The following is a 22,957-nucleotide window of genomic DNA, read 5'->3' on the forward strand; positions in this document are numbered from 1 at the left end:
GGGGCCATCATGTCACAAGTTACTCAAAATAAAGCTGTTGCTGCCCCGGTGCCAATGACGCCGCTGCAGGAGTTCTGGCACTACTTCAAACGCAACAAAGGTGCGGTGGTCGGGCTGGTGTATGTCACCATCATGATCATTATTGCCGTGTTTGCGAACTTCCTCGCACCTTTCAACCCGGCGGATCAGTTCCGTGACGTGCTGCTGGCTCCGCCAGCCTGGCAGGATGGCGGCACCATCACCCATCTGCTCGGCACGGACGACGTGGGCCGCGATGTGCTGTCGCGCCTGATGTACGGTGCGCGTCTGTCGCTGCTGGTGGGCTGTCTGGTGGTGGTGCTGTCGCTGATTCTGGGGGTTATCCTCGGACTGGTGGCGGGCTACTTCGGCGGTCTGGTCGATAACATCATTATGCGTATCGTCGACATCATGCTGGCGCTGCCGAGCCTGCTGCTGGCGCTGGTGCTGGTGGCGGTGTTTGGGCCGTCGATCGGTAACGCCGCGCTGGCCCTGACGTTCGTTGCACTCCCGCACTACGTGCGATTGACGCGCGCGGCGGTGCTGGTGGAAGTGAACCGCGATTACGTCACCGCTTCACGCGTGGCGGGCGCGGGCGCGCTGCGCCAGATGTTCGTCAATATTCTCCCGAACTGCCTTGCGCCGCTGATTGTTCAGGCGTCGCTCGGTTTCTCTAACGCCATTCTCGATATGGCTGCTCTTGGCTTCCTGGGCATGGGTGCGCAGCCGCCAACACCGGAGTGGGGCACGATGCTCGCCGATGTGTTGCAGTTCGCGCAAAGCGCGTGGTGGGTCGTGACCTTCCCGGGTCTGGCGATCCTCCTGACGGTGCTGGCATTTAACCTGATGGGTGATGGTCTGCGTGATGCACTTGATCCCAAACTGAAGCAGTAAGAGGCACGAGATGGCGTTATTAAATGTAGATAAATTATCGGTGCACTTCGGTGACGTGGGCTCCGAGTTTCGTGCCGTAGACCGTATCAGCTACAGCGTGAATCAGGGTGAAGTGGTCGGTATCGTGGGCGAGTCTGGCTCCGGTAAATCCGTCAGTTCACTGGCGATTATGGGTTTGATTGATTATCCGGGCCGCGTGATGGCGGAAAGCCTGGAGTTTAACGGCCAGGACCTGAAGCGTATCTCCGAGAAGCAGCGCCGCCAGCTGGTGGGCGCTGAAGTGGCGATGATCTTCCAGGACCCGATGACCAGTCTTAACCCGTGCTACACCGTCGGTTTCCAGATTATGGAAGCGATCAAGGTGCATCAGGGCGGCAACAAGAAAACCCGTCGTCAGCGCGCGATCGACCTGCTCACGCAGGTGGGGATCCCTGACCCGGCGTCGCGTCTGGACGTGTATCCGCACCAGCTGTCCGGTGGGATGAGCCAGCGAGTGATGATCGCCATGGCGATTGCCTGTCGGCCAAAACTGCTGATTGCAGATGAACCGACGACGGCGCTGGACGTGACCATTCAGGCGCAGATCATCGAACTGCTGCTCGAGTTGCAGCAGAAAGAGAATATGGCGCTGGTATTGATTACTCACGATCTGGCGCTGGTGGCCGAAGCCGCGCACAAAATCATCGTGATGTATGCCGGACAAGTGGTGGAGGCCGGGAGTTCGCACGATATCTTCCGTGCGCCGCGTCATCCCTATACTCAGGCGCTGCTGCGTGCGCTGCCGGAGTTTGCTCAGGATAAAGCGCGTCTGGCATCGCTGCCTGGCGTGGTCCCGGGTAAATATGACCGCCCGGCGGGCTGTCTGCTGAATCCGCGCTGCCCGTATGCTACCGATAAGTGCCGTGCTGAAGAGCCAGAGCTGAATACCCTCCATGATGGCCGTCAGTCGAAATGTCACTACCCACTTGATGATGCCGGGAGGCCAACACTATGAGTACGCAAGAGGCCACCAAACACCAACATCTGTTGCAGGCCATCGATCTGAAAAAACACTACCCGGTGAAGAAGGGGATTTTTGCCCCGGAACGCCTGGTAAAAGCGCTGGACGGGGTGTCGTTTACCCTTGAGCGCGGCAAAACGCTGGCCGTGGTGGGGGAATCTGGCTGTGGGAAATCCACGCTGGGTCGTCTGCTGACGATGATTGAAACCCCAACCGGCGGCGAGCTGTACTATCAGGGCCAGGATCTGCTCAAGCACGATCCGCAGGCGCAAAAGCTGCGTCGGCAGAAAATCCAGATTGTGTTCCAGAACCCGTACGGTTCTCTGAACCCGCGCAAAAAAGTGGGGCAGATTCTGGAAGAGCCGCTGCACATTAACAGCGATCTCAACAAAGAGCAGCGTCGTGAAAAAGCGCTGGCGATGATGGCGAAAGTGGGGCTCAAAACCGAGCACTACGACCGTTATCCGCACATGTTCTCTGGCGGCCAGCGTCAGCGTATCGCCATTGCCCGTGGCCTGATGCTCGACCCGGACGTGGTGATTGCCGATGAACCGGTCTCAGCGCTCGACGTCTCCGTGCGTGCGCAGGTTCTCAACCTGATGATGGATTTGCAGCAGGAGCTGGGGCTGTCGTATGTGTTTATCTCCCACGACCTGTCGGTGGTGGAGCACATCGCCGATGAAGTGATGGTGATGTACCTGGGCCGCTGCGTGGAGAAGGGGACCAAAGACCAGATCTTTAATAATCCTCGTCATCCGTATACCCAGGCGCTGCTCTCTGCCACACCGCGCCTGAACCCGGACGATCGCCGCGAACGCATTAAGCTGACGGGCGAGTTGCCGAGTCCGCTGAACCCGCCTCCGGGCTGTGCGTTCAACGCGCGTTGTCGTCGCCGCTTCGGTCCTTGTACTCAGCTGCAGCCGCAGTTGAAAGACTATGGCGGTCAACTGGTAGCCTGCTTTGCTGTCGACCAGGATGAGAACGGTGAGAAACCGCACGCATAACGCGTAAACAAAAAAACCGGCGATTATCGCCGGTTTTTTTATGTCTGCTGATTCGCTATTTGCGCAGGCGAATCTGGTCGACGGCGTGATTTTCACTTTTGGTGAGGATCAGGCTCGCACGTTCGCGCGTCGGCAGGATGTTCTCTTTCAGGTTCACGTAGTTGATCTCATTCCATAGCGACGTCGCCACGTTAACCGCTTCCTCTTCTGAAAGCTGGGCGTAGTTATGGAAGTAAGAGTCCGGGTCGGTAAAGGCCCCTTCGCGGAACTTCAGGAAGCGATTGATATACCAGTTTTGCAGCAGGTCTTCCGGCGCGTCGACGTATATAGAGAAGTCGACGAAGTCAGAGACAAACACATGATGCGGGTCATGCGGATAATCCATGCCGCTTTGCAGCACGTTTAACCCTTCGAGGATCAGGATATCCGGCTGGGCCACCGTTTTGTCACCATCCGGGATGCGATCGTAGATCAGATGGGAGTATACCGGAGCCGTGACGTTCGGCGCGCCAGATTTCAGGTCCGACACGAATTTCACCAGACGGTGCATATCATAAGAAAGCGGGAAGCCTTTCTTCTTCATCAGGCCGCGCTCTTTTAACACCTCATTCGGATGCAGGAAGCCGTCTGTCGTAATCAACTCAACGCTACGATGCTCCGGCCAGCGGCTCAGCAGCGCCTGCAGAACACGCGCGGTGGTGCTTTTCCCGACCGCCACGCTGCCCGCGATGCTGATGATATAAGGAATACGTTGGCCGTTGGTGCCGAGGAACTGCTCCAGCACTGCCTGACGACGCAGGTTGGAGCTGATATAGAAGTTAAGCAAGCGGGAGAGCGGCAGATAGATCTCGGCAACCTCTTCCAGCGACAGGTCTTCGTTGATCCCTTTTAACCGCGCGATTTCCCCTTCCGTTAAGGTCATGGGGACGGAGTCACGTAAAGCGGCCCACTGGCTGCGGTTAAAGTGTAGATAGGGTGTCATTAACGATTGCTCTTTTTTGCTCATAAGCGTGTTCTGTGAACCCTTTATCTGCGCAGCAACGCCTTCTTGTCGGCAGCGGTTCATCACTTAGTAGTTAAATTTGGACAATGGGCAGGAGGTTAACACCAGATGGCGGGAATAATAAGAAAAAATATAGACAAGTGATGCATTACGCGCAGGGCATCACGCTACGCTATAGGTGGGTTATTTGCGGGGCTTATGCTGAATATTTGAACGCCAATGGGCGAAATATCAGCGTTTTTCCCTTCTGGCGCACAAAATATGAGCGAAAGAACATTTTATGCAATTTTTTAGTTGCATGACTGCGCATGCCCCCATAGAATGCGCGCTACTTGATGCCGACTTAGCTCAGTAGGTAGAGCAACTGACTTGTAATCAGTAGGTCACCAGTTCGATTCCGGTAGTCGGCACCATCAAGTCCGGTGGGGTTCCCGAGCGGCCAAAGGGAGCAGACTGTAAATCTGCCGTCACAGACTTCGAAGGTTCGAATCCTTCCCCCACCACCACTTTCTGGCAGCGTTATCGCCGCCTGAGCTGGCTAAAACATCAATCAGCTCAAAACATAAAAAGAGAGAAATCTCTTTTTTGTTACAGAAAGAACTGGGTAGCCGAGTTTCAGGATGCGGGCATCGTATAATGGCTATTACCTCAGCCTTCCAAGCTGATGATGCGGGTTCGATTCCCGCTGCCCGCTCCAAGACGTGCTGATATGGCTCAGTTGGTAGAGCGCACCCTTGGTAAGGGTGAGGTCCCCAGTTCGACTCTGGGTATCAGCACCACTTCACTTCTCCTCCCTGTTTCTCTCTGTTTACCTTAAAAAGCATTCAACTGTTCAGGCATATTGCCTGGTTGATGTGGTGATATCACCGATTTATCCGTGTCTTAGAGGGACAATCGATGTCTAAAGAAAAGTTTGAACGTACAAAACCGCACGTTAACGTCGGTACTATCGGCCACGTTGACCATGGTAAAACAACGCTGACCGCTGCAATCACTACCGTTCTGGCTAAAACCTACGGTGGTTCTGCTCGTGCATTCGACCAGATCGATAACGCACCAGAAGAAAAAGCTCGTGGTATCACCATCAACACTTCCCACGTTGAATATGACACCCCGACTCGCCACTACGCACACGTAGACTGCCCGGGCCACGCCGACTATGTTAAAAACATGATCACCGGTGCTGCTCAGATGGATGGCGCAATCCTGGTTGTTGCTGCGACTGACGGCCCTATGCCTCAGACTCGTGAGCACATCCTTCTGGGTCGTCAGGTTGGCGTTCCTTACATCATCGTGTTCCTGAACAAATGCGACATGGTTGATGACGAAGAGCTGCTGGAACTGGTAGAAATGGAAGTTCGTGAACTTCTGTCCCAGTACGACTTCCCAGGTGATGATACTCCAATCATCCGTGGTTCTGCTCTGAAAGCGCTGGAAGGCGAAGCAGAGTGGGAAGCTAAAATCGTTGAGCTGGCTGGCTTCCTGGATTCTTACATCCCAGAACCAGAGCGTGCGATTGACAAGCCGTTCCTGCTGCCTATCGAAGACGTATTCTCCATCTCCGGCCGTGGTACTGTAGTTACCGGTCGTGTAGAGCGCGGTATCGTTAAAGTTGGCGAAGAAGTTGAAATCGTTGGTATCAAAGAGACTGCTAAGTCTACCTGTACTGGCGTTGAAATGTTCCGCAAACTGCTGGACGAAGGCCGTGCTGGTGAGAACGTTGGTGTTCTGCTGCGTGGTATCAAACGTGAAGAAATCGAACGTGGTCAGGTACTGGCTAAGCCAGGCTCTATCAAGCCGCACACCAAATTCGAATCTGAAGTTTACATCCTGTCCAAAGATGAAGGCGGCCGTCATACTCCGTTCTTCAAAGGCTACCGTCCACAGTTCTACTTCCGTACAACTGACGTGACCGGTACCATCGAACTGCCAGAAGGCGTTGAGATGGTAATGCCAGGCGACAACATCAAAATGGTTGTTACCCTGATCCACCCAATCGCGATGGATGACGGTCTGCGTTTCGCAATCCGTGAAGGCGGCCGTACTGTTGGTGCAGGCGTTGTTGCTAAAGTTCTCAGCTAATCGCTGATAACATTTGACGCAATGCGCAATAAAAGGGCATCATTTGATGCCCTTTTTGCACGCTTTCGAACCAGAACCTGGCTCATCAGTGATTTTATTTGTCATAATCATTGCTGAGACAGGCTCTGTAGAGGGCGTTTAGTCCGAGAAGCGTTTGTTTTTTCGGGTTGGATCGCCTCGCTAATGCGGGGTGAAATTGTTTGTAGAATACTTCTGACAGGTTGGTTTATGAGTGCGAATACCGAAGCTCAAGGGAGCGGTCGCGGCCTGGAAGCGATGAAGTGGGTAGTTGTTGCCGTGCTGCTGATTGTGGCTATTGTAGGTAACTACCTTTATCGTGACATGATGCTGCCGTTGCGTGCGCTGGCCGTAGTAATTCTTATTGCTGCAGCGGGTGGTGTCGCGCTGTTGACGACAAAAGGTAAAGCGACCGTTGCTTTTGCCCGCGAAGCGCGAACCGAAGTTCGCAAGGTCATTTGGCCGACTCGCCAGGAAACATTGCACACCACGCTGATTGTGGCAGCGGTGACAGCTGTCATGTCACTGATCCTGTGGGGACTGGATGGTATTCTGGTTCGCCTGGTTTCCTTTATCACTGGCCTGAGGTTCTAAGATGTCTGAAGCCCCTAAAAAGCGCTGGTACGTCGTTCAGGCGTTCTCCGGTTTTGAAGGCCGCGTAGCCACTTCGCTGCGTGAGCATATCAAATTACACAATATGGAAGAGTTGTTTGGTGAAGTCATGGTTCCGACCGAAGAAGTGGTCGAAATTCGTGGCGGCCAGCGTCGCAAAAGCGAGCGCAAATTCTTCCCGGGTTACGTGCTGGTTCAGATGGTGATGAACGATGCAAGCTGGCACCTGGTGCGCAGCGTCCCGCGCGTAATGGGCTTTATCGGCGGCACGTCCGATCGTCCGGCGCCAATCAGCGACAAAGAAGTTGATGCGATTATGAACCGCCTGCAGCAGGTAGGTGATAAGCCGCGTCCTAAAACGCTGTTTGAACCGGGTGAAATGGTTCGTGTTAGCGACGGTCCGTTTGCTGACTTTAACGGTGTGGTGGAAGAAGTGGACTACGAGAAGTCCCGCCTGAAAGTTTCTGTTTCTATCTTTGGTCGTGCGACCCCGGTAGAACTGGACTTTGCCCAGGTAGAAAAAGCCTAAGCAGCCGATCAAAAAAGCGGCGATTTAATCGTTGCACAGGGCGCGAGATTGGAATACAATTTCGCGCCTTTTGTTTTTATGGGTCTCGGCCCGTAAGACGATATTTATCACGGGGAGCCTCCTTGAGGCGCTATAACCCATTTAGAGGATTTTAGAATGGCTAAGAAAGTACAAGCCTACGTTAAGCTGCAGGTTGCAGCTGGTATGGCAAACCCAAGTCCACCGGTTGGTCCAGCTCTGGGTCAGCAGGGTGTTAACATCATGGAATTCTGTAAAGCGTTCAACGCAAAAACTGAATCCCTGGAAAAAGGTTTGCCAATTCCGGTTGTTATTACCGTATACGCTGACCGTTCATTCACTTTCGTTACCAAGACCCCGCCGGCAGCAGTTCTGCTGAAAAAAGCGGCTGGTATCAAGTCTGGTTCCGGTAAGCCGAACAAAGACAAAGTGGGTAAAATTTCCCGCGCTCAGCTGCAGGAAATCGCGCAGACCAAAGCTGCCGACATGACTGGTTCCGACATTGAAGCGATGACTCGCTCCATTGAAGGTACTGCACGTTCCATGGGCCTGGTAGTGGAGGACTAAGAAATGGCTAAACTGACCAAGCGCATGTCCGTAATCCGTGACAAAGTTGATGCGACCAAACAATACGAGATCACCGAAGCTATCGCTCTGCTGAAAGAACTGGCTACCGCTAAGTTCGTTGAAAGCGTTGACGTTGCTGTAAACCTCGGTATCGACGCTCGTAAATCCGATCAGAACGTTCGTGGTGCAACTGTACTGCCACACGGTACTGGCCGTTCCGTACGCGTAGCTGTATTTGCTCAGGGTGCAAACGCTGAAGCCGCTAAAGCTGCCGGCGCTGAACTGGTAGGTATGGAAGATCTGGCTGATCAGATCAAAAAAGGCGAAATGAACTTTGACGTTGTTATTGCTTCCCCGGATGCAATGCGCGTTGTTGGCCAGCTGGGCCAGGTTCTGGGTCCACGCGGCCTGATGCCAAACCCTAAAGTCGGTACTGTAACGCCTAACGTTGCTGAAGCGGTTAAGAACGCTAAAGCAGGTCAGGTTCGTTATCGTAACGACAAAAACGGCATCATCCACACTACCATCGGTAAAGTGGACTTCGACGCTGACAAATTGAAAGAAAACCTGGAATCTCTGCTGGTTGCGCTGAAAAAAGCGAAACCAACTCAGGCGAAAGGCGTGTACATCAAGAAAATTAGCATCTCCACCACTATGGGTGCAGGTGTTGCAGTTGACCAGGCTGGCCTGAGCGCTGCTGCAAACTAATACCTTTACGTGGGCGGTGGATTTGTCTACAATCTTACCCCCACGTTTGCTAACGAAAGTTAGCAGGTAAAAAGATTTGTTCGTTGGAGCCTGGCCTAATCCAGGCCTCCGTCGAAGACCGCAGGTGTCTCGAAAGAGGCTTAATGCCCTGCGTAGACGGTGACAGAACGCTAAGATTATTTCTGATACTCTGGCTTGTTTCTGCTCACCGTATTAAGACGCTCTTTCCGTTGGGAAGAGTGAAGTGAGTTCCGGAACATGAGTTCCGGCAAACATCCAGGAGCAAAGCTAATGGCTTTAAATCTTCAAGACAAACAAGCGATTGTTGCTGAAGTCAGCGAAGTAGCCAAAGGCGCGCTGTCTGCAGTAGTTGCGGATTCCCGCGGCGTAACTGTAGACAAAATGACTGAACTGCGTAAAGCAGGTCGCGAAGCCGGCGTATACATGCGTGTTGTTCGTAACACCCTGCTGCGCCGTGTTGTTGAAGGTACTCAGTTCGAGTGCCTGAAAGACGCGTTCGTTGGTCCGACCCTGATTGCATATTCTATGGAACACCCGGGCGCAGCTGCTCGTCTGTTCAAAGATTTCGCGAAAGCGAATGCAAAATTTGAGGTCAAAGCCGCAGCCTTTGAAGGTGAGTTGATCCCGGCATCGCAAATCGATCGCCTGGCAACCCTGCCGACCTACGAAGAAGCAATTGCACGCCTGATGGCAACCATGAAAGAAGCTTCGGCTGGCAAACTGGTTCGCACTCTGGCTGCTGTTCGCGATGCAAAAGAAGCTGCTTAATAGCCGTTTTCTTTATCAAGCATTCGCTTACGTATAAACTTATTCTGATTTTCAGGAACAATTTAAATGTCTATCACTAAAGATCAAATCATTGAAGCAGTTGCAGCTATGTCCGTAATGGACGTTGTAGAACTGATTTCTGCAATGGAAGAAAAATTCGGTGTTTCCGCTGCTGCTGCTGTAGCTGTAGCTGCTGGCCCGGCTGAAGCTGCTGAAGAAAAAACTGAATTCGACGTAATTCTGAAAGCTGCTGGCGCTAACAAAGTTGCTGTAATCAAAGCAGTACGTAGCGCAACTGGCCTGGGTCTGAAAGAAGCTAAAGACCTGGTAGAATCTGCTCCAGCCGCTCTGAAAGAAGGCGTGAGCAAAGATGACGCAGAAGCACTGAAAAAATCTCTGGAAGAAGCTGGCGCAGAAGTTGAAGTTAAATAAGCCAACCTTTCCGGTTGCAGCCTGAGAAATTAGGCTGATGGCTGGTGACTTTTTAGTCACCAGCCTTTTTGCGCTGTAAGGCGCCAGTAGCATTTCACACTGTTTGACTGCTGGTTGTCCTGACAATGCTTGTTTCTATCGACGCCTTAATATACTGCGACAGGGTGCTCGCTCTGTGTAAATCGCAACGAAATGGTTTAAGCGTGATAGCAACAGGTATTGCGGAAAGTATTCAATTTTCCGATCAACAAAACGGTGTTGCACAAACTGTCCCTTCGTCGGACAGATGGGTCGACTTGTCAGCGAGCTGAGGAACCCTAATGGTTTACTCCTATACCGAGAAAAAACGTATTCGTAAGGATTTTGGTAAACGTCCACAAGTTCTGGATATACCTTATCTCCTTTCTATCCAGCTTGACTCGTTCCAGAAGTTTATCGAGCAAGATCCTGAAGGGCAGTATGGTCTGGAAGCAGCCTTCCGTTCCGTATTCCCAATCAAAAGCTATAGCGGTAATTCTGAGCTGCAGTACGTCAGCTACCGCCTTGGCGAACCGGTATTTGACGTTCAGGAATGTCAGATCCGTGGTGTGACCTATTCCGCACCGCTGCGCGTCAAACTGCGTCTGGTTGTCTATGAGCGCGAAGCGCCAGAAGGCACCGTTAAAGACATTAAAGAACAAGAAGTCTACATGGGTGAAATTCCACTCATGACGGACAACGGTACTTTTGTCATCAACGGTACAGAGCGTGTTATCGTTTCCCAGCTGCATCGTAGCCCGGGCGTCTTCTTCGACAGCGATAAAGGTAAAACACACTCTTCCGGTAAAGTACTGTATAACGCGCGTATCATTCCTTACCGTGGTTCATGGCTGGACTTCGAGTTCGATCCGAAAGACAACCTGTTTGTCCGTATCGACCGTCGTCGTAAACTGCCAGCGACCATCATTCTGCGTGCGCTGCAATACACCACTGAGCAGATCCTTGACCTGTTCTTCGAGAAAGTGATCTTTGAGATCCGCGACAACAAGCTGCAAATGGAGCTGCTGCCGGAACGTCTGCGTGGTGAGACCGCGTCGTTCGACATCGAATCCGACGGCAAAGTGTACGTGGAAAAAGGTCGCCGTATCACTGCGCGCCATATCCGCCAGCTGGAAAAAGATGAAATCAAACACATCGAAGTTCCGGTTGAATACATCGCGGGCAAAGTGGCAGCAAAAGATTACGTTGATGCATCTACTGGCGAACTGATCTGCCCGGCTAACATGGAGCTGAGCCTGGATCTGTTGGCTAAGCTGAGCCAGTCTGGCCACAAACGCATCGAAACGCTGTTCACCAACGATCTGGACCACGGTCCGTACATCTCTGAGACTGTACGTGTCGACCCAACGACCGATCGTCTGAGCGCACTGGTAGAAATCTACCGCATGATGCGTCCTGGTGAGCCACCAACTCGTGAAGCGGCTGAAAGCCTGTTCGAGAACCTGTTCTTCTCCGAAGACCGCTACGATCTGTCCGCGGTTGGTCGTATGAAGTTCAACCGTTCTCTGCTGCGTGACGCGATCGAAGGTTCCGGTATCCTGAGCAAAGAAGACATCATCGAAGTGATGAAAAAGCTCATTGATATCCGTAACGGCAAAGGCGAAGTGGATGATATCGACCACCTCGGCAACCGTCGTATCCGTTCCGTAGGCGAAATGGCGGAAAACCAGTTCCGCGTTGGCCTGGTACGTGTTGAGCGTGCGGTGAAAGAGCGTCTGTCTCTGGGCGATCTGGATACCCTGATGCCTCAGGATATGATCAACGCCAAGCCAATTTCTGCCGCAGTGAAAGAGTTCTTTGGTTCCAGCCAGCTGTCTCAGTTCATGGACCAGAACAACCCACTGTCCGAGATTACGCACAAACGTCGTATCTCTGCACTCGGCCCAGGCGGTCTGACCCGTGAACGTGCAGGCTTTGAAGTTCGAGACGTACACCCGACTCACTACGGTCGCGTATGTCCAATCGAAACGCCTGAAGGTCCAAACATCGGTCTGATCAACTCCCTGTCCGTGTACGCACAGACTAACGAATACGGTTTCCTTGAGACTCCGTACCGTAAAGTGACTGACGGTGTTGTCACCGACGAAATTCATTACCTGTCTGCTATCGAAGAAGGTAACTACGTCATCGCTCAGGCGAACACCAACCTGGACGAAGAAGGTCGTTTCGTTGACGATCTCGTGACCTGCCGTAGCAAAGGCGAATCCAGCCTGTTCAGCAATGATCAGGTGGACTACATGGACGTTTCCACTCAGCAGATCGTCTCTGTTGGTGCGTCCCTGATTCCATTCCTGGAACACGATGACGCCAACCGTGCATTGATGGGTGCGAACATGCAACGTCAGGCGGTTCCGACTCTGCGCGCTGATAAGCCGCTGGTTGGTACCGGTATGGAACGTGCTGTTGCCGTTGACTCCGGTGTAACCGCGGTTGCTAAACGTGGCGGTACTGTTCAGTACGTTGATGCTTCCCGTATCGTTATCAAAGTTAACGAAGACGAGATGTATCCGGGCGAAGCAGGCATCGACATCTATAACCTGACGAAGTACACCCGTTCTAACCAGAACACCTGCATCAACCAGATGCCGTGTGTCTCCCTGGGTGAGCCGGTTGAGCGCGGCGACGTGCTGGCAGATGGTCCGTCTACCGATCTCGGTGAACTGGCTCTCGGTCAGAACATGCGCGTAGCGTTCATGCCGTGGAACGGTTACAACTTCGAAGACTCCATCCTCGTTTCCGAGCGTGTGGTTCAGGAAGATCGTTTCACCACGATTCACATTCAGGAACTGGCATGTGTGTCCCGTGACACTAAGCTGGGGCCAGAAGAGATCACCGCTGACATCCCGAACGTGGGTGAAGCTGCGCTCTCTAAACTTGATGAATCCGGTATCGTTTACATCGGTGCAGAAGTGACCGGCGGCGATATTCTGGTTGGTAAGGTTACGCCGAAAGGTGAAACCCAGCTGACGCCAGAAGAGAAACTGCTGCGTGCGATCTTCGGTGAGAAAGCGTCTGACGTTAAAGACTCTTCTCTGCGTGTACCAAACGGTGTTTCCGGTACGGTTATCGACGTTCAGGTCTTTACTCGCGATGGCGTAGAAAAAGACAAACGTGCGCTCGAAATCGAAGAGATGCAGCTGAAGCAGGCGAAGAAAGACCTGTCTGAAGAATTGCAGATCCTCGAAGCTGGCCTGTTTAGTCGTATCTACGCAGCGCTGGTGTCTGGTGGCATTGAAGCTGAGAAGCTCGACAAGCTGCCGCGCGACCGCTGGCTGGAACTGGGCCTGGCCGACGAAGAGAAACAAAGTCAGCTGGAACAGCTGGCCGAGCAGTACGACGAACTGAAACACGAGTTCGAGAAAAAACTCGAAGCGAAACGCCGCAAAATCACTCAGGGCGACGATCTGGCACCAGGCGTGCTGAAGATTGTTAAGGTTTATCTGGCCGTTAAACGTCAGATTCAACCTGGTGATAAAATGGCAGGTCGTCACGGTAACAAAGGTGTTATCTCCAAGATCAACCCGATCGAAGATATGCCTCACGATGCTAACGGTACGCCGGTAGATATCGTGCTGAACCCACTGGGTGTACCGTCTCGTATGAACATTGGTCAGATCCTCGAAACTCACCTGGGTATGGCTGCGAAAGGTATCGGCGAGAAAATCAACGCCATGCTGAAGCAGCAGGAAGAAGTCGCGAAACTGCGCGAATTCATCCAGCGTGCGTACGATCTGGGCACTGATGTTCGTCAGAAAGTTGACCTGAACACCTTCAGCGATGACGAAGTTCTGCGTCTGGCTGAGAACCTGAAAAAAGGTATGCCGATCGCAACACCGGTCTTCGATGGTGCGAAAGAGTCTGAAATCAAGGAACTGTTACAGCTGGGTGGCCTGCCGACTTCCGGTCAGATCACACTGTTCGACGGTCGTACCGGTGAGCAATTCGAGCGCCAGGTTACCGTTGGCTACATGTACATGCTGAAACTGAACCACCTGGTTGATGACAAGATGCATGCGCGTTCTACCGGTTCTTACAGCCTGGTTACCCAGCAGCCGCTGGGTGGTAAGGCACAGTTCGGTGGTCAGCGCTTCGGTGAGATGGAAGTGTGGGCGCTTGAAGCATATGGCGCGGCATACACCCTGCAGGAAATGCTTACCGTTAAGTCTGATGACGTGAACGGCCGTACGAAGATGTATAAAAACATCGTCGACGGTAACCATCAGATGGAACCGGGCATGCCGGAATCCTTCAACGTACTGTTGAAAGAGATCCGTTCCCTGGGTATCAACATCGAGCTGGAAGACGAGTAACTCTCGCTCAAACAGGTCACTGGTGCCGGATTAATAACCCGGCACCAGATTGTGCTAACTCCGACGGGAGCAAATCCGTGAAAGACTTATTAAAGTTTCTGAAAGCGCAAACTAAAACCGAAGAGTTTGATGCGATCAAAATTGCTCTGGCCTCGCCAGACATGATCCGTTCATGGTCTTTCGGTGAAGTTAAGAAGCCGGAAACCATCAACTACCGTACGTTCAAACCTGAGCGTGACGGCCTTTTCTGTGCGCGTATTTTCGGGCCAGTAAAAGATTACGAGTGCCTGTGCGGTAAGTACAAGCGCCTGAAACACCGTGGTGTGATCTGTGAGAAGTGCGGCGTTGAAGTGACCCAGACCAAAGTGCGCCGTGAGCGCATGGGCCACATCGAGCTGGCGTCTCCGACTGCTCACATCTGGTTCCTGAAATCTCTGCCGTCCCGTATCGGCCTGCTGCTGGATATGCCGCTGCGCGATATCGAACGTGTTCTGTACTTCGAATCTTATGTGGTTATCGAAGGCGGGATGACGAATCTGGAACGTAACCAGATTCTGACCGAAGAACAGTATCTGGACGCGCTGGAAGAGTTCGGTGACGAATTCGACGCAAAAATGGGTGCGGAAGCTATCCAGGCCCTGCTGAAAAGCATGGATCTGGAGCAAGAGTGCGAGCAGCTGCGTGAAGAGCTGAACGAAACCAACTCCGAAACCAAACGTAAGAAGCTGACCAAGCGTATCAAACTGCTGGAAGCGTTCGTTCAGTCTGGTAACAAACCAGAGTGGATGATCCTGACCGTTCTGCCGGTTCTGCCGCCAGATCTGCGTCCGCTGGTTCCGCTGGATGGTGGTCGTTTCGCAACGTCCGACCTGAACGATCTGTATCGTCGCGTGATCAACCGTAACAACCGTCTGAAACGACTGTTGGATCTGGCTGCGCCTGACATCATCGTACGTAACGAAAAACGTATGCTGCAGGAAGCGGTCGACGCCCTGCTGGATAACGGTCGTCGCGGTCGTGCGATCACCGGTTCTAACAAACGTCCTCTGAAATCTTTGGCCGATATGATCAAAGGTAAACAGGGTCGTTTCCGTCAGAACCTGCTCGGTAAGCGTGTTGACTACTCCGGTCGTTCTGTAATCACCGTAGGTCCATACCTGCGTCTGCATCAGTGCGGTCTGCCGAAGAAAATGGCACTGGAACTGTTCAAACCGTTCATCTACGGCAAGCTGGAACTGCGTGGCCTCGCCACGACCATCAAAGCCGCTAAGAAAATGGTTGAGCGCGAAGAAGCTGTCGTTTGGGATATCCTGGACGAAGTGATCCGCGAACACCCGGTACTGCTGAACCGTGCACCAACTCTGCACCGTTTGGGTATCCAGGCGTTTGAACCTGTTCTGATCGAAGGTAAAGCAATTCAGCTGCACCCGCTGGTTTGTGCGGCATATAACGCCGACTTCGATGGTGACCAGATGGCTGTTCACGTACCGCTGACGCTGGAAGCCCAGCTCGAAGCGCGTGCGCTGATGATGTCTACCAACAACATCCTGTCACCTGCGAACGGCGAGCCAATCATCGTTCCTTCTCAGGACGTTGTACTGGGTCTGTACTACATGACCCGTGACTGTGTTAACGCCAAAGGCGAAGGCATGGTGCTGACTGGCCCTAAAGAAGCTGAGCGTATTTACCGCGCTGGCCTGGCCTCTCTGCATGCGCGCGTTAAAGTGCGTATCACTGAATACGAAAAAGATGCTAACGGCGAATTCGTTGCGAAAACCAGCATTATCGACACCACCGTAGGTCGTGCGATTCTGTGGATGATCGTGCCGAAAGGTCTGCCTTTCTCCATCGTCAACCAGGCGCTGGGCAAGAAAGCGATCTCCAAAATGCTGAACACCTGTTACCGCATTTTAGGTCTGAAACCGACCGTTATCTTCGCTGACCAGACGATGTACACCGGCTTTGCATATGCAGCGCGTTCAGGTGCATCTGTTGGTATCGATGACATGGTGATCCCACAGAAGAAATACGAGATCATCAGCGAAGCAGAAGCCGAAGTGGCCGAAATCCAGGAGCAGTTCCAGTCTGGTCTGGTTACCGCGGGCGAACGCTACAACAAGGTTATCGATATTTGGGCTGCGGCGAACGATCGCGTTTCCAAAGCGATGATGGACAACCTGCAAACTGAAACCGTCATTAACCGTGAAGGTAAAGAAGAGCAGCAGGTTTCCTTCAACAGCATCTACATGATGGCCGACTCCGGTGCGCGTGGTTCCGCAGCACAGATTCGTCAGCTGGCAGGTATGCGTGGTCTGATGGCGAAACCAGATGGTTCCATCATCGAGACGCCAATCACCGCGAACTTCCGTGAAGGTCTGAACGTACTCCAGTACTTCATCTCCACGCACGGTGCTCGTAAAGGTCTGGCGGATACCGCATTGAAAACAGCTAACTCCGGTTATCTGACGCGTCGTCTGGTTGACGTTGCGCAGGATCTGGTGGTGACCGAAGACGATTGTGGCACCCTCGAAGGTATCACCATGACCCCGGTTATCGAGGGTGGTGATGTTAAAGAGCCACTGCGCGATCGCGTTCTGGGTCGTGTGACTGCTGAAGACATTCTGAAGCCAGGTACCGCAGACATTCTTGTTCCACGCAACACTCTGCTGCACGAACAGTGGTGTGACCTGCTGGAAGAGAACTCTGTTGACTCCGTGAAAGTGCGCTCCGTCGTATCTTGTGACACCGACTTTGGTGTGTGTGCCCACTGCTATGGTCGTGACCTGGCGCGTGGCCACATCATCAACAAAGGTGAAGCAATCGGCGTTATCGCGGCACAGTCCATCGGTGAGCCGGGTACACAGCTGACGATGCGTACGTTCCACATCGGTGGTGCGGCATCTCGTGCGGCTGCTGAATCCAGCATTCAGGTGAAAAACAAGGGTAGCATCAAGCTGTCTAACGCCAAGTCGGTTATTAACTCCGCTGGCAAGCTGGTTGTGACCTCTCGTAACACCGAGCTGAAGCTGATCGACGAATTCGGTCGTACCAAAGAAAGCTACAAAGTCCCTTACGGTGCTGTGATGGCGAAAGGCGATGGCGAGCAGGTTGCTGGCGGCGAGACCGTAGCAAACTGGGACCCACACACCATGCCGGTTATCACCGAAGTGGCAGGTTTCATTCGCTTCACCGATATGATCGATGGCCAGACGATTACTCGTCAGACCGACGAACTGACCGGTCTCTCCTCTCTGGTGGTTCTGGATTCTGCAGAACGTACCGCGGGTGGTAAAGATCTGCGTCCGGCACTGAAAATCGTTGATGCCAACGGTAACGACGTTCTGATCCCAGGTACCGATATGCCTGCTCAGTACTTCCTGCCAGGTAAAGCGATTGTACAGCTGGAAGATGGTATTCAGATCAGTGCGGGTGACGCCCTGGCGCGTATTCCTCAGGAATCCAGCGGTACCAAAGACATTACCGGTGGTCTGCCACGCGTTGCTGACCTGTTCGAAGCACGTCGTCCGAAAGAGCCAGCTATCCTTGCGGAAATCAGCGGCATCATTTCCTTCGGTAAAGAAACCAAAGGGAAACGTCGTCTGGTTATCACTCCGTTAGACGGTAGCGAGCCATACGAAGAGATGATTCCTAAGTGGCGTCAGCTCAACGTGTTCGAAGGCGAACGTGTAGAACGTGGTGACGTGGTTTCCGATGGTCCAGAAGCGCCGCACGACATTCTGCGTCTTCGTGGTGTTCACGCGGTTACGCGTTACATCACCAACGAAGTACAGGACGTTTACCGTCTGCAAGGCGTTAAGATTAACGATAAACACATCGAAGTTATCGTTCGTCAGATGCTGCGTAAAGCAACCATCGATAGCGCTGGCAGCTCGGACTTCCTGGAAGGCGAGCAGGTGGAATACTCCCGCGTCAAGATTGCGAACCGCGATCTGGAAGCGAACGGCAAAGTGGCGGCGCTGTACTCCCGCGACCTGCTGGGTATCACCAAAGCGTCTCTGGCAACCGAGTCATTCATCTCTGCAGCATCCTTCCAGGAGACCACGCGTGTCCTGACCGAAGCGGCTGTTGCAGGTAAACGTGATGAACTGCGCGGTCTGAAAGAGAACGTCATCGTGGGTCGTCTGATCCCGGCTGGTACCGGTTATGCTTATCACCAGGATCGTATGCGTCGTCGTGCTGCGGGCGAACTGCCAGCTGCACCTCAGGTCACTGCGGAAGATGCTTCTGCAAGCCTGGCAGAACTGCTGAACGCAGGTCTGGGCGGCTCTGACAACGATTAATCGTTGATGCCCGGCGGTGAAAATTGCCGGGTAACGGAGCGTAGGTCGGGTAAGCGTAGCGCCACCCGACAACAAAAAACCCGCCTCGGCGGGTTTTTTTACGTCTGTATTTATTTAGTTCAGCAGCGGTAAGCGACGATAAAGTTCGATCATATCGCCCGCCAGATCCTGAATCACCATCGCGTTCATCAGGTGGTCCTGGGAGTGGACGGTAATCAGATTCACAGGGAGTTTGCCTGTGCCTTCATCAAGGCCAATCAGCTGCGTCTGAATGGTGTGTGCATGCTTCACGTATTCACGCGACTCTTCCATCGCCTGCTCGGCACCCGCGAAATCACCTTTACGTGCCAGTTGCAGCGCGGTTAAAGCAGCGCTGCGCGCCGCGCCCGCGTTTACCAGCAACTCCATGATGGTCGTTTCTAAATCTTCCATGTCTTACTCCAGCAGTTTGAGGGCTTTTTCAAGAACGACATCGCCTTTCATCATGCCGTAATCCATCATATCGATCACCGCGACTTTTTTGCCCAGCGGTTCGGCCTGAGCCTGAAGTTTTGCCAGTTCGTATTTAACCTGTGGCCCCAGTAATACGATGTCGGCGGTAGCAATATTGTCTTTAAATTCAGCAACCGGCACGGCTTTGATGGTTACTTCAACGCCTTTTTTATCTGCGGCGTCTTTCATGCGTTGAACCAGCATGCTGGTAGACATACCCGCCGCACAGCATAAAACGATGTTCTTCATAGTCAGCCTCGATGTACATGTGTTTCTTGATAATTATCCCGTGCAGGCCGCTTCAACAACCGCTTTACCACGATTGTGTGTGAGGCATCACAAAGAAATCTGCTTTTTCTGAAACCGGTTACAATTTTTACCGACGAAGGGATGCGCCCGCCAAAAGCGGGCTTCTGGAAAGCGGCGTTATGCGTGAGTGGATGTCAGAAGAATACGGTTTTTGCCCTGCTGTTTGGCTTTGTAGAGCGCCTCATCCACGCTGCCAATTAATTGCTCCAGCGGCTCGAAGTGCCACTCGCCCAGCCCGGCGCTGAAGGTGACATGCAACGCCTCTTCCCGCCAGGTACGTTCCGCTACCTGAAGTCGCCACTCTTCCAGCAGGCCAAAGGCGGTTTCGAGATGCTCTGCCGGGAAGACAACGGCAAACTCCTCACCGCCGTAGCGATAGACGGAAATATGCTGAGGCTGCATCACCTGGATGCCTTCCCGGGCGACGTTGCGCAGCACAATGTCGCCGCTCAGATGACCCCAGGTGTCGTTGATGGATTTGAAATTATCGATATCCACCAGTGCCAGCGCAAAGGGCTGATGCTCTTTCATCAGCGCTGCGATATCGCTGTCGAAGGCGCGGCGATTCTTACAGCCGGTGAGGGCATCCACGGTCGCCTGGCGCACATAATCTCGCTCGCGCTCTTTGTTCTTCAGAATGGCTTTACTGAGCATCGCCTCCAGCCGCGGCGCCTGATTTACCTCGCCGGTTTTAATGGCGTTGATGATGTTCATCAGCACCGTACGCGATGCGTGGCGCAGATAGAGGCCAAACAGGATAATTACGATGGCGGCCAGCGCAAATCCCCAACTGACAATGTTGGTCTCGTGGCGTGTGATGTCGGTTAACGTGGTATTCGACACGCGATAAATGACCAGCCAGTCCGGGTTCGTAAAGGCGTAATAGTAATACCAGTAACCTGTTTTACGATCGTAGGTATGTCCTTCCCCGCTGGTCATCTTAGCCATCAGCTCTTCACTGACATAGGGTTTAAACAGGGCGCTGGTATCGGGATGAAGCACCACTTTTCCATCACGCTCCACGACGAAGAATTCACCCTGTACCGGAGAGACCATCTGGCGCAGGGTATAGCCCATGGCGGTCAGATCCAGATGAAATGCGAGAGTGCCTTTCAGTCTGCCTTCCGGCGTTATCACGGGCCGGTAAATTGTGATGGTGGGATGATGAGTAAAGTAATCCGTATAGGGGCTGGTATAGCGACTTAAGGTGCTGGCCTGAGCCTGCCCGACGAACCACGGGCGGATGCGGGGATCAAACAGTTTGCTGCTGTCACTGGCTAAGACTTCGGGGGCGCGCAGGTAATTTCCCTGCGAGTCAGCCAGGGAAATCGCCGACACGTTCGGCATCAGGTTCTGTAACTGCATCAGGACCTGCAATCCTTTCTCGCGATCGACATTCACCATGTTGCCGAGCTGGTCGTTGCGGGAGAAGAAGGTGACCGCCCGCCCGAGAATATGGTCGTTTTCACGCAGGATAGATTCTGTGTAGTTCACCGCCAGATTGTGGGTGAAATTACCGTTAATCTTATGATAATCCTCTACAAAATCCTTTCTCTGCGTCAGGGTGATAAACACGGCGATCAGAACGAAACCGATCAGGATCCCTGCAAAACTCACCAGGATTGGCGTTGTGAAAGAGAGCTTTCTGCTATGAACAGGCATGAGTCGTCAGGAGTCCAGAAGAGGTAATAGTCCAAATGGGTGCTGGTTTATTATACGTCTCAGCGTAGCAGGCCGAATGATTTATCTTAATAACTGACCCGAAACTTCCTGGTTTGTGAAGGCAGGGCGAATCGAGGAAGAAGCTTTTCGCCCTGGTCAGCATCCGCTGCTGACCCTGGCAGATTAAAAAAACGGGCGAAAGTCAGCAATCGCCCGATGATAACGCTCCGAGCCGCCTCGAGAGCTTTTCGCGCCGTTGTAGGCCGTTTCAGCGTAACTGCGAGGCGCGTCCCAGCCAGCTGTCCCAGTCTTTCCACACCGGTTGTAATCCCTGCATGCTGAGCGCCTGGGCCACCTCTTCAGGTCGACGGCCATCGTGCGGAGCAAACTGCTCCAGCTCGGGATGATTGTCCGCATACCCGCCAGGCTGAGTTTTGGAAAAGGCGCTGACGTTGTTGATGGCCAACGGAATCACCCGATCGCGAAACTCCGGGGACTCCCGGGTCGACAATGACAGCTCAACTTCCGGTGCCAGCAGGCGAAACGCGCAGATGACCTGTACCAACTGGCGTTCGTCCATGATCGACGCCGGTTCGATACCGCCCGCGCAGGGCCTAAGTCGCGGGAAAGAGATCGAGTAGCGGCTCTGCCAGTAGTGCTGCTGGAGCCACAGCAGATGCTCCGCCACCATAAAGCAATCCACGCGCCAGCTGTCGGACAGCCCAATCAGCGCGCCGAGACCGATTTTATCGATCCCCGCGCGCCCCAGCCGGTCCGGGGTTTCCAGGCGGAAGAGGAAATCCTGCTTTTTCCCCTTCAGGTGATGCTGGGCGTACATGGCTTCGTGATAAGTCTCCTGATAGACCATCACGCCGTCCAGCCCGAGGGTTTTCAGCTCCGCGTACTCGTCTTCCGACAAGGGCTGCACTTCCATCTGCAACGATGAAAACCGACGACGAATGGCGGGAAGATGCTCACGGAAATAATCCATCCCCACTTTTCCCTGATGCTCCCCGGTGACCAGCAGGAGGTGCTCAAAACCCATCTCGCGGATGGCGACGCATTCGCGGGCGATCTCCTCCGCGTCGAGGGTTTTGCGTTTGATGCGATTGCTCATGGAAAAACCGCAGTAGGTGCAATCATTGGCGCACAGGTTGGAGAGATAGAGCGGCACGTAAAAGCTCACCGTGTTGCCAAAACGCTGGCGCGTGAGCCGCTGTGCGCGCTGCGCCATCGGCTCCAGACAGGCGCTGGCGGCAGGGGAGAGCAGAGCCATCATGTCCTCGCGGGTCAGATGCCGCGCGTTCAGGGCGCGCTCGACGTCAGCCGCCGTTTTGCTGTTGATCCGCAGACGGATGTCGTCCCAGTTCAGCTCCCGCCAGCGGTCAGCGAAGGTGCTCATGAGTACGCCTCCAGAAAGCCGGTCAGCGGGCTGGTGGCCTGCGCCTGAAAATGGCGCGAGCCTGGCCCGGAGTGACGCGCCAGCACGCCCGCCTCGACGGCCAGACGGAACGCGCGCGCCATCATCACCGGATCGTCAGCCACCGCAATGGCTGTATTGACCAGTACGGCGTCGGCACCCATCTCCAGCGCCTGTGCCGCGTGGCTCGGCACGCCGATGCCCGCATCGACGACCACGGGAACGGTGGCCTGTTCGATGATGATCTCCAGCATCGCGCGAGTCTCCAGCCCCTGATTGGAGCCAATGGGCGCGCCGAGGGGCATGACCGCCGCGCAGCCGACGTCCTCAAGGCGCTTGCAGAGCACGGGGTCCGCGCCGCAGTAGGGCAGAACGGTGAACCCCTGTTTAACCAGAATTTCGGCGGCCTTCAGGGTTTCGATAGGATCGGGCAGCAGCCAGCGCGCGTCCGGGTGAATTTCCAGTTTCAGCCAGCGGGTGCCCAGCGCTTCGCGTGCCAGCTGGGCGGCAAACACCGCCTCTTCTGCCGTTTTCGCCCCGGAGGTGTTGGGCAGCAGCGTCACGCCTGCCGCCAGCAGCGGGGCCAGAATCGCATCGCTGTGGTTGCGCAGGTCCACGCGCTTCATCGCCAGCGTCACCAGCTGGCTGCCGCTTTCGCGAATGGCATCCACCATCAGCTGTGGCGACGCGAATTTTCCGGTGCCGGTGAAGAGATGTGAATCAAAGGTTTTATCGGCAATACGTAACATG

18 protein-coding genes and 4 tRNA genes are annotated in these 22,957 nt (G+C 53.8%); 16 read left to right on the forward strand and 6 right to left on the reverse strand.

The genetic code is table 11. The features are described 5' to 3' along the window. Window positions 1-9 precede the first annotated feature (9 nt). From dppC to dppF, 3 genes are read left to right on the forward strand one after another with little or no spacing between them, the layout of a single operon-like run. Window positions 10-912, forward strand: a complete 903-nt coding sequence (gene dppC, locus AC3WS9_RS01060; RefSeq protein WP_282493013.1) for a dipeptide ABC transporter permease DppC — start codon at window positions 10-12, stop codon at window positions 910-912. 10 nt (window positions 913-922) lie between these two features. Next, on the forward strand, window positions 923-1,906 hold the full coding sequence (dppD, locus tag AC3WS9_RS01065; RefSeq protein ID WP_492486244.1) for a dipeptide ABC transporter ATP-binding protein: 984 nt from the start codon (window positions 923-925) through the stop codon (window positions 1,904-1,906). Next, a complete protein-coding gene (gene dppF, locus AC3WS9_RS01070) occupies window positions 1,903-2,916 on the forward strand; it encodes a dipeptide ABC transporter ATP-binding subunit DppF (protein ID WP_492486246.1) in 1,014 nt (337 codons plus the stop codon). The genes dppD and dppF overlap by 4 nt, the downstream gene beginning before the upstream one ends. A 55-nt stretch (window positions 2,917-2,971) precedes the next feature. Here dppF and coaA read toward each other — a convergent pair whose 3' ends face one another. Beyond that, the gene (gene coaA / locus AC3WS9_RS01075; RefSeq protein ID WP_095280277.1) at window positions 2,972-3,922 is read right to left on the reverse strand and encodes a type I pantothenate kinase; all 951 of its coding nucleotides are present in this window, start codon (window positions 3,920-3,922) and stop codon (window positions 2,972-2,974) included. Between the two features lie 334 nt (window positions 3,923-4,256). Here coaA and AC3WS9_RS01080 point away from each other — a divergent pair. The 13 genes from AC3WS9_RS01080 to rpoC all read left to right on the forward strand — a co-directional run bounded on the left by AC3WS9_RS01080 (window position 4,257) and on the right by rpoC (window position 18,324). Then, window positions 4,257-4,332 (forward strand) — tRNA-Thr (locus AC3WS9_RS01080). An 8-nt stretch (window positions 4,333-4,340) separates the two neighbouring features. Continuing rightward, window positions 4,341-4,425 (forward strand) — tRNA-Tyr (locus tag AC3WS9_RS01085). 116 nt (window positions 4,426-4,541) lie between these two features. Next, window positions 4,542-4,616 (forward strand) — tRNA-Gly (locus AC3WS9_RS01090). Window positions 4,617-4,622: 6 nt separating this feature from the next. Then, a tRNA-Thr gene (locus AC3WS9_RS01095) sits at window positions 4,623-4,698 on the forward strand. A 118-nt stretch (window positions 4,699-4,816) separates the two neighbouring features. Further along, window positions 4,817-6,001, forward strand: a complete 1,185-nt coding sequence (tuf, locus tag AC3WS9_RS01100) for an elongation factor Tu (protein ID WP_285148659.1) — start codon at window positions 4,817-4,819, stop codon at window positions 5,999-6,001. A gap of 228 nt (window positions 6,002-6,229) precedes the next feature. Next, window positions 6,230-6,613 carry a preprotein translocase subunit SecE gene (secE, locus tag AC3WS9_RS01105; RefSeq protein ID WP_003862342.1) on the forward strand — a complete coding sequence of 128 codons (384 nt, stop codon included), beginning with the start codon at window positions 6,230-6,232 and terminating at the stop codon, window positions 6,611-6,613. A gap of 1 nt (window position 6,614) precedes the next feature. Beyond that, window positions 6,615-7,160 carry a transcription termination/antitermination protein NusG gene (gene nusG, locus AC3WS9_RS01110; protein ID WP_002438628.1) on the forward strand — a complete coding sequence of 182 codons (546 nt, stop codon included), beginning with the start codon at window positions 6,615-6,617 and terminating at the stop codon, window positions 7,158-7,160. Between the two features lie 156 nt (window positions 7,161-7,316). Next, on the forward strand, window positions 7,317-7,745 hold the full coding sequence (rplK, locus tag AC3WS9_RS01115) for a 50S ribosomal protein L11 (protein WP_004097640.1): 429 nt from the start codon (window positions 7,317-7,319) through the stop codon (window positions 7,743-7,745). Window positions 7,746-7,748: 3 nt separating this feature from the next. Further along, window positions 7,749-8,453: a 50S ribosomal protein L1 gene (gene rplA, locus AC3WS9_RS01120; protein WP_282493098.1), complete on the forward strand. Its 705-nt coding sequence runs from the start codon at window positions 7,749-7,751 to the stop codon at window positions 8,451-8,453. Window positions 8,454-8,744: 291 nt separating this feature from the next. Further along, on the forward strand, window positions 8,745-9,242 hold the full coding sequence (rplJ, locus tag AC3WS9_RS01125; protein WP_007704673.1) for a 50S ribosomal protein L10: 498 nt from the start codon (window positions 8,745-8,747) through the stop codon (window positions 9,240-9,242). 66 nt (window positions 9,243-9,308) lie between these two features. Beyond that, window positions 9,309-9,674 carry a 50S ribosomal protein L7/L12 gene (gene rplL / locus AC3WS9_RS01130; protein ID WP_095280280.1) on the forward strand — a complete coding sequence of 122 codons (366 nt, stop codon included), beginning with the start codon at window positions 9,309-9,311 and terminating at the stop codon, window positions 9,672-9,674. Window positions 9,675-9,994: 320 nt separating this feature from the next. After that, window positions 9,995-14,023, forward strand: coding sequence for a DNA-directed RNA polymerase subunit beta (gene rpoB / locus AC3WS9_RS01135; RefSeq protein WP_285145695.1), 4,029 nt, complete (start codon window positions 9,995-9,997; stop codon window positions 14,021-14,023). 77 nt (window positions 14,024-14,100) lie between these two features. Then, entirely contained in the window at window positions 14,101-18,324 is a 4,224-nt protein-coding gene (rpoC, locus tag AC3WS9_RS01140) for a DNA-directed RNA polymerase subunit beta' (protein WP_282493096.1), read from the forward strand. Between the two features lie 114 nt (window positions 18,325-18,438). On the opposite strand, the gene AC3WS9_RS01145 is transcribed toward rpoC, so the two are convergent. From AC3WS9_RS01145 to thiG, 5 genes are all read right to left on the reverse strand, one after another. After that, window positions 18,439-18,756 carry a PTS lactose/cellobiose transporter subunit IIA gene (locus AC3WS9_RS01145; protein WP_282493095.1) on the reverse strand — a complete coding sequence of 106 codons (318 nt, stop codon included), beginning with the start codon at window positions 18,754-18,756 and terminating at the stop codon, window positions 18,439-18,441. 3 nt (window positions 18,757-18,759) lie between these two features. Beyond that, window positions 18,760-19,065 carry a PTS sugar transporter subunit IIB gene (locus AC3WS9_RS01150; RefSeq protein ID WP_095280284.1) on the reverse strand — a complete coding sequence of 102 codons (306 nt, stop codon included), beginning with the start codon at window positions 19,063-19,065 and terminating at the stop codon, window positions 18,760-18,762. Between the two features lie 177 nt (window positions 19,066-19,242). Beyond that, window positions 19,243-20,787 (reverse strand): diguanylate cyclase domain-containing protein, encoded by a 1,545-nt coding sequence (locus AC3WS9_RS01155; protein WP_492486254.1) that lies wholly within the window; start codon window positions 20,785-20,787, stop codon window positions 19,243-19,245. A gap of 268 nt (window positions 20,788-21,055) precedes the next feature. Continuing rightward, a complete protein-coding gene (gene thiH, locus AC3WS9_RS01160; RefSeq protein ID WP_492486256.1) occupies window positions 21,056-22,189 on the reverse strand; it encodes a 2-iminoacetate synthase ThiH in 1,134 nt (377 codons plus the stop codon). Beyond that, entirely contained in the window at window positions 22,186-22,956 is a 771-nt protein-coding gene (gene thiG / locus AC3WS9_RS01165; protein WP_285150950.1) for a thiazole synthase, read from the reverse strand. The genes thiH and thiG overlap by 4 nt, the downstream gene beginning before the upstream one ends. Window position 22,957: the final 1 nt, after the last annotated feature.

This window comes from Lelliottia sp. EB106-05-01-XG201 (assembly GCF_058791735.1).

What these genes read in the sequence shown, in the direction of transcription:
- rplL (WP_095280280.1), top strand. Translation starts at nt 9,309, where the DNA reads ATGTCTATCACTAAAGATCAAATCATTGAAGCAGTTGCAGCTATGTCC.
- tuf (WP_285148659.1), top strand. Translation starts at nt 4,817, where the DNA reads ATGTCTAAAGAAAAGTTTGAACGTACAAAACCGCACGTTAACGTCGGT.
- dppD (WP_492486244.1), top strand. Translation starts at nt 923, where the DNA reads ATGGCGTTATTAAATGTAGATAAATTATCGGTGCACTTCGGTGACGTG.
- coaA (WP_095280277.1), bottom strand. Translation starts at nt 3,922, where the DNA reads ATGAGCAAAAAAGAGCAATCGTTAATGACACCCTATCTACACTTTAAC.
- AC3WS9_RS01155 (WP_492486254.1), bottom strand. Translation starts at nt 20,787, where the DNA reads ATGCCTGTTCATAGCAGAAAGCTCTCTTTCACAACGCCAATCCTGGTG.
- rplK (WP_004097640.1), top strand. Translation starts at nt 7,317, where the DNA reads ATGGCTAAGAAAGTACAAGCCTACGTTAAGCTGCAGGTTGCAGCTGGT.
- rplA (WP_282493098.1), top strand. Translation starts at nt 7,749, where the DNA reads ATGGCTAAACTGACCAAGCGCATGTCCGTAATCCGTGACAAAGTTGAT.
- dppF (WP_492486246.1), top strand. Translation starts at nt 1,903, where the DNA reads ATGAGTACGCAAGAGGCCACCAAACACCAACATCTGTTGCAGGCCATC.
- thiG (WP_285150950.1), bottom strand. Translation starts at nt 22,956, where the DNA reads ATGTTACGTATTGCCGATAAAACCTTTGATTCACATCTCTTCACCGGC.
- AC3WS9_RS01145 (WP_282493095.1), bottom strand. Translation starts at nt 18,756, where the DNA reads ATGGAAGATTTAGAAACGACCATCATGGAGTTGCTGGTAAACGCGGGC.
- rplJ (WP_007704673.1), top strand. Translation starts at nt 8,745, where the DNA reads ATGGCTTTAAATCTTCAAGACAAACAAGCGATTGTTGCTGAAGTCAGC.
- dppC (WP_282493013.1), top strand. Translation starts at nt 10, where the DNA reads ATGTCACAAGTTACTCAAAATAAAGCTGTTGCTGCCCCGGTGCCAATG.
- thiH (WP_492486256.1), bottom strand. Translation starts at nt 22,189, where the DNA reads ATGAGCACCTTCGCTGACCGCTGGCGGGAGCTGAACTGGGACGACATC.
- rpoB (WP_285145695.1), top strand. Translation starts at nt 9,995, where the DNA reads ATGGTTTACTCCTATACCGAGAAAAAACGTATTCGTAAGGATTTTGGT.
- nusG (WP_002438628.1), top strand. Translation starts at nt 6,615, where the DNA reads ATGTCTGAAGCCCCTAAAAAGCGCTGGTACGTCGTTCAGGCGTTCTCC.
- AC3WS9_RS01150 (WP_095280284.1), bottom strand. Translation starts at nt 19,065, where the DNA reads ATGAAGAACATCGTTTTATGCTGTGCGGCGGGTATGTCTACCAGCATG.
- secE (WP_003862342.1), top strand. Translation starts at nt 6,230, where the DNA reads ATGAGTGCGAATACCGAAGCTCAAGGGAGCGGTCGCGGCCTGGAAGCG.